This is a genomic window from Schwartzia sp. (in: firmicutes), assembly GCF_978017985.1.
In genome coordinates this window covers 1-5,749 of sequence record NZ_CDXDFU010000021.1, presented here as the reverse complement: position 1 = coordinate 5,749, position 5,749 = coordinate 1, and the positions used below count along the sequence as shown (strand labels likewise).

Sequence of the window (5,749 nt, the reverse complement as noted above, 5' to 3'; positions counted from 1 at the left end):
CTCAACACGCACAAACTGGACTACTTTATTAAGCCGTCCTTCCTGATGCTGCTGAGTCTGCGCATGCATATCTGTGGTTCCCACCGCAACTATCGGGGTTCTCCCATAATAAATCTTTTCACCCTTACGATTGTAAGTCTTTCCCAGGGATTCCGCAAGCAACTGAATATACCATTCTGCCAAAGACTTCAGATAATCCCCATAGGGCATAAGGACTTCTATGTCACGTCCATACTTTTCAGACGCAATAAACTTCAGCACTGCATTCAGCATTGCAGGATTTTCAAACAGCTCCGGGGTTTTACACGCCTCATCCATGGCGCGTGCCCCTGCAAGGAACTGTTCAATATCAAAGCCAAAGCAGCAGGCCGCCGCAAGCCCGACCTCTGAAAACACCGAGAACCTTCCGCCCACGCCATCAGGCACTGCAAAGGTTTCCCACCCGCGTTCCTCCGCAAGTTTCTTCAGAAGCGTTGGCTTCTCCGTGGAAGGATCTGTCACAGCCACCACGCTGACATCAATGTTTTCCGCCTTGTCCAGCTCATTTAACACGACCATGAAAGCCGACATGGTGTCAAAGGTGCTTCCTGACTTTGATATCACAAGCAAAAGCACCGAAAGCTTACCGCCTTCATGTGTCTTTTTCTTTTCGGCAGAGAACCGTATATGCTCAATCAAATCTCCTGTACGAAGCGGATCAATATTGTTTCCGCTGAACCAGAACTCAGGCCAGCCCCCGCGTTGTTTTTTCGTTCTGAGGTTCCAAAACTCTCCGCAGGCCGTGTCAAACAGAACACGCCCGCCGAGATAAGAACCGCCTATGCCGAAGGAAATCACCGCATCGGCTTCATCATGCACTTTTTTCCCAAACATTTTGAGACGTTCAATCGATTCAGGAGAATTGAGATTACCCGCCTTAATATGTGGGAGCTGTGTAAACAAGACCTTTTCAGGCGCGCCGTCCTTTGACAGATGACCGCGCACCTCTCCGGTCTCGCGCATGTGCATGACCGCAGCATGTGCCCTTTCAATGTCGGGACGAAGTTCATTTATGTCCTCTTTAGTCACCTTTCCTTCTCCGAAAAGGTTCGTGTAATCAAACTTAAACCCCGATGCCAACGAAAGGCACATGACCTATTCCTCCTTTTTGGAGACCTCTTTCAAAAGCAGTGGTCCGATGGATTTTACGAGATATGCCATAAAACGGTCGCGAAGCTCCGGCTGTTTTAATGCCTGCTCCACGGTAGCCTCAAGAAAACCTTCTTTATCTCCGATATCGTAACGGCGTCCGAAGAAATTGTATGCATACACAGGCTTCTTCTTCGCCAGCTCGCGGATCGCGTCTGTAAGCTGTATTTCTCCGCCGCGTCCAGGTTCCGTGTGCTCAAGAATCTCAAAGATTTCCGGCTCCAAAACGTAACGGCCGAGAACTGCCAGATTGGACGGTGCTTCATCTATTGACGGCTTTTCGATGAGGTCCACCGCTTTCCATACGTTAGGCTTAATCTCCTCGGGATTAACTATTCCGTAGCTTGAAACGCGGTCCTGCGGGACTCTTTGCACCCCCAGAACACTTCCGCCAAAGTCGTTATAAACATCAATCAGCTGAGAAAGACACGGTACCTTGGCATCCACAAGGTCGTCGCCCAAAAGAACGGCAAAGGGTTCATTTCCTACGAACTGCTTTGCGCAGAGGACAGCGTGACCGAGGCCCTTTGCTTCCTTCTGACGTATGAAATGAACCTGTATATCCGATATTTTTTCAATCATTTTCATCAGGTCATATTTGCCCTGTGATTTAAGCTGCATCTCAAGCTCAATGGAGCGGTCGAAGTGGTCCTCTATTGAACGCTTGTTGCGTCCTGTTATTATGAGAATCTCCTCTATCCCCGAATCCATGGCTTCTTCTATAATGAACTGAATCGCAGGCTTATCCACAATGGGGAGCATTTCCTTCGGCTGTGCCTTTGTTGCCGGCAAAAACCGCGTTCCAAGCCCCGCCGCCGGGATAATCGCTTTTCTTATTTTCTGCACCTTAGTATTCCCTCACTCATGCACGTATTTTTTTCAAAAGCTCCTCAGTCTTTTCCTTGAGAAGCGCAGCATCGCCCTTCGTCTCGACATTTAAGCGGATAACAGGCTCTGTATTTGACATGCGCAGATTAAAGCGCCATGTATCGAACTCAACACTGAGCCCATCAACATGATTCACTTCGCCCTTCGGGCCGTATTCCTGTTCCAGGCGTTTAAGAATTGCCGCCGCGTCTTCAACATGGCTGTTGATTTCACCGCTGCACGGGAATTTCTCCATGCGCTCCCGCATAAGCTCCGAAAGAGGCTTTTTCGCCTCGGATAGGAGCTGCATGACCAGAAGCCACACAAGCATACCACTGTCACAGTAGGAGAACTCACGGAAATAATGATGAGCGCTCATTTCACCGCCATATACGGCATTTTCACGGCGCATGCGGTCTTTTATAAAAGCATGTCCGCTCTTGCACATTACGGGCACTCCGCCCATTGCTTCTGTAATTTCAATGGTATTCCACGTAAGCCGCGGATCGTAAATAATCTTTGCTCCCGGATTCTTTTTGAGGAATGCCTGCGCAAGAAAACCTACCATGTAGTAGCCCTCAATAAATCCTCCCTTCTCATCGAAAAGGAAGCAGCGGTCAAAATCTCCGTCCCATGCCACTCCAATATCGGCATGCTGCGCTTTGACCACTTCAGCCGTAGCATCACGGTTATCCGGCAGAATAGGATTAGGCACGCCGTTGGGGAAATTTCCGTCCGGCTCCGGATATACGGGAATAACTTCAATCGGAAGCCTTTTCGCCAAAGCCTCTACAACAGGGCCGCCCGCTCCGTTTCCCGTATTGGCCACCACCTTCAGCGGTGTGAGTTTATCCACATCGATATATGAAAGAAGGTGCTCAATGTAATCATCGAGTACATCTACTTTTTCAACACTGCCCGGAATCTTTGCTGCCGGCTCAAAGGAGCCCTCCATAACGATTTTCTCAATATCCTTCAGGCCTGTATCGCTGCTTACAGGGCGGGCCTCACGATGCACCAGCTTCATTCCGTTATAGTCCTTCGGATTATGGCTCGCAGTAATCATAATACCGCCGTCCAACTTAAGATGGGCCGTGGCAAAGTAAATCATTTCCGTTCCGCACTGTCCGATATCCACCGCATCACAGCCTGCCTCATTCAATCCTCTGATGAGGGCCTCGGAAATGGACGGTCCCGATAAACGTATATCATGTCCGACAGCAACCTTTTTTGCGTCAAAGAGCTGCACGAACGCCCTTCCCACGCGATACGCAAGCTCCTCATTTACTTCCTCCGGATATATTCCGCGGATGTCATACGCTCCAAACCCCTTGCTGCTCAGTTCCATACTGTTCACTCCTCTTATTACGCTTCTATGCATTTCGTGCATGTCTGCACAGATAACTGACAAAATAATGATACACCATTAAGATAATTCGCTATTATAAAAAAAAATCCTTCTTTTTTGAAAACATTGCGAAAACTTTCATTTATTTCCTATCAATCCTTCAGACTTTTTCTGATATACAGATACGCTGCAGCCAAAGGCGCACATGAACCGACCCACGCCATCGGGTTTGCAACACAGGCTCCGAAATACCCCCACCAGTCAACAAGAACAAGCGCCGCAATCGCACGCATAATAAGCTCCATTCCTCCGGCAATCGTCGGAACAACAGTCTGCCCCAATCCCTGCAGAGTGTATCGAAAAATAAACAGCAGCGAAAGGATAAAATAACAAACGCCGTTGACCACAAGGTACATCTGACCGTAATCAACAACCTGCTGCTGTCCTTCCCCCACAAAAAGCTCCATCAGAAACGGCCCGCAGAGTATATTGAAAGCCCCTACCGCTATACTGAAAGCACCGGACATCATCACACATTTCTTCACGCCGGCACGGATTCGGTCATACTGATGAGCTCCGTAATTCTGCGCTGTATAGGCCGCCATTGCCATGCCAAATGACATCATGGGCATTACCGCAACCATATCGACCTTCTGTGCCGCAGCATACGCGGCCACTGCCAAAGGCCCGAGTCCGTTCAGAGCAACCTGGAGAATTATTGCACCGAGAGCGATAACAGATGCCTGAAAGCCCATCGGAATACCCATTCTGAGATGATTATAAAGCTCCTTTCGTGTAAGCCTCCAGTCTTCTTTCTGTATCCAGAGAGCAGACACCTTCCTCGAAATATAAAACAGGCACACGAGATTAGCCACAACCTGTGAGCACACCGTAGCAAGAGCAGCCCCCGGAACACCCCACCCAAGCACTATAATAAATATGGGTTCAAAAATAATATTTAAGATCAGACCAAACGCCAAAAGATACGTCGGACGCTGACTGTCTCCCAGTGCACGGATAAGATTCGTCTGCATGGCAAAGAACATCATCAGAGCCGAACCGCCGTATATAATGCTGATAAAAGAAACCGCGTCCTCCAGAATTTCCGGAGGTGTCTGCATCAAAACAAGCAGCGGCCGTGCCGAAAGCCATCCAAGCACTGTCAAAACAGCGGCAATACCAAGTGTAAGCACCGCACATGCCGCAGCGCTGCGTCTGACTCCCCTGTTGTCCCTGGCACCAAACCTCTGCCCTGTGCATATGGAAAGTCCTGTAGTAGTACCCATAACAAATCCTATCATGAGAAACATAAGGCTTCCGGTACAGCCCACTGCCGCCAGCGCCTGAACGCCAAGAAAGCGTCCGACGATAAGTGTATCGACGAACGCATACATCTGCTGGAACACATTTCCCGCAATAAGAGGCAGTGTAAAAAACAGAATGAGCTTAGCAGGGCTCCCTTCTGTAAGATTTTTTGTCATAAAACCTTCTCCAAACTATTCCATACCTATTCATTCTTACTCAAATAAAACAGTCACCAGGGTACGCAGCCGCTCCTGCAAAGCAACCGCGCTTGCCGAAAGAGCTCCGGACTCGGGCCGCAGGCGGGAATAATGCACCTCCCGGGGCGTAAGGTTCGCCTGATAATCTGTCGGATACGGCGTAACCTCAATTCCCTGCTTTTTGAAGCACAACACAGCTCTGGGCATATGAAATGCAGACGTCACAAGAATCGGCTGCTTAAAGCCCTTTTCATTGATAATTTTTGCCGAATACTTGGCATTCTGTGTAGTATTAAGGCTTTCCGGTTCAATCAGAATATCATCTTCAGACACTCCCAGCCCGATAAGTACACGGCGTGCTATCCATGCCTCTGCTCCGGTATCAGCATAGACCTGTCCTCCCGATAAGAGAATGGGCACATGAAGCTTTCTGTAAAGACGCGCCACGGACAAAAGCCTGTTTGCCGGGCTTGAGCAGAGCGTCCCCTGGCCGTCCACATCAGGAGTATCAAGAAGCGCTCCTCCTCCGAGCATAACAATAACATCCCCGGAGGGATTTTCAGGAGGCAGATATTCCGATTCCAGACCACGCACCAAAGCATCAGATACGACACTCGTTGAAAGCAGATAAAAGACAAATACTACGCCGGCAATTGCCGCGGCAGGCCGTTTTTCTCCGCGCTTCCATACCCATCCCGCACAAAGAAGCAGCAGCACGAAAAAAATGCCCGGAGGCAGTATAAAACTCGCTCCGAATTTCAGCAGATAAATCATAAAAAAGCCGCTCCTTTCTCCAGAGCGGCTTTCGTTTCCTGTTTAAGCATGCAAAGCCCCTCAGGCATGT

Annotated in this window: 5 protein-coding genes; all 5 read right to left on the bottom strand. The window is 49.2% G+C overall.

Going from position 1 to position 5,749, the window contains the following annotated elements; translation table 11 throughout:
- A partial coding sequence (locus ACY69O_RS00890) for a glucose-6-phosphate isomerase (RefSeq protein WP_462331589.1) occupies positions 1–1,131 on the bottom strand: 1,131 nt, incomplete at its 3' end.
- Positions 1,132–1,134: 3 nt separating this feature from the next.
- Positions 1,135–2,034: a UTP--glucose-1-phosphate uridylyltransferase GalU gene (gene galU, locus ACY69O_RS00885; protein ID WP_462331588.1), complete on the bottom strand. Its 900-nt coding sequence runs from the start codon at positions 2,032–2,034 to the stop codon at positions 1,135–1,137.
- A gap of 16 nt (positions 2,035–2,050) precedes the next feature.
- On the bottom strand, positions 2,051–3,403 hold the full coding sequence (locus ACY69O_RS00880) for a phosphohexomutase domain-containing protein (protein ID WP_462331587.1): 1,353 nt from the start codon (positions 3,401–3,403) through the stop codon (positions 2,051–2,053).
- A 152-nt stretch (positions 3,404–3,555) separates the two neighbouring features.
- Positions 3,556–4,884, bottom strand: coding sequence for an MATE family efflux transporter (locus tag ACY69O_RS00875; RefSeq protein WP_462331586.1), 1,329 nt, complete (start codon positions 4,882–4,884; stop codon positions 3,556–3,558).
- Between the two features lie 36 nt (positions 4,885–4,920).
- The gene (locus ACY69O_RS00870) at positions 4,921–5,679 is read right to left on the bottom strand and encodes a YdcF family protein (protein ID WP_462331585.1); all 759 of its coding nucleotides are present in this window, start codon (positions 5,677–5,679) and stop codon (positions 4,921–4,923) included.
- Between the last annotated feature and the right edge of the window lie 70 nt (positions 5,680–5,749).

Excerpts from the sequence above, each read along its gene's own strand:
- ACY69O_RS00880 (WP_462331587.1), bottom strand. The coding sequence starts at position 3,403 with ATGGAACTGAGCAGCAAGGGGTTTGGAGCGTATGACATCCGCGGAATA.
- ACY69O_RS00875 (WP_462331586.1), bottom strand. The coding sequence starts at position 4,884 with ATGACAAAAAATCTTACAGAAGGGAGCCCTGCTAAGCTCATTCTGTTT.
- ACY69O_RS00870 (WP_462331585.1), bottom strand. The coding sequence starts at position 5,679 with ATGATTTATCTGCTGAAATTCGGAGCGAGTTTTATACTGCCTCCGGGC.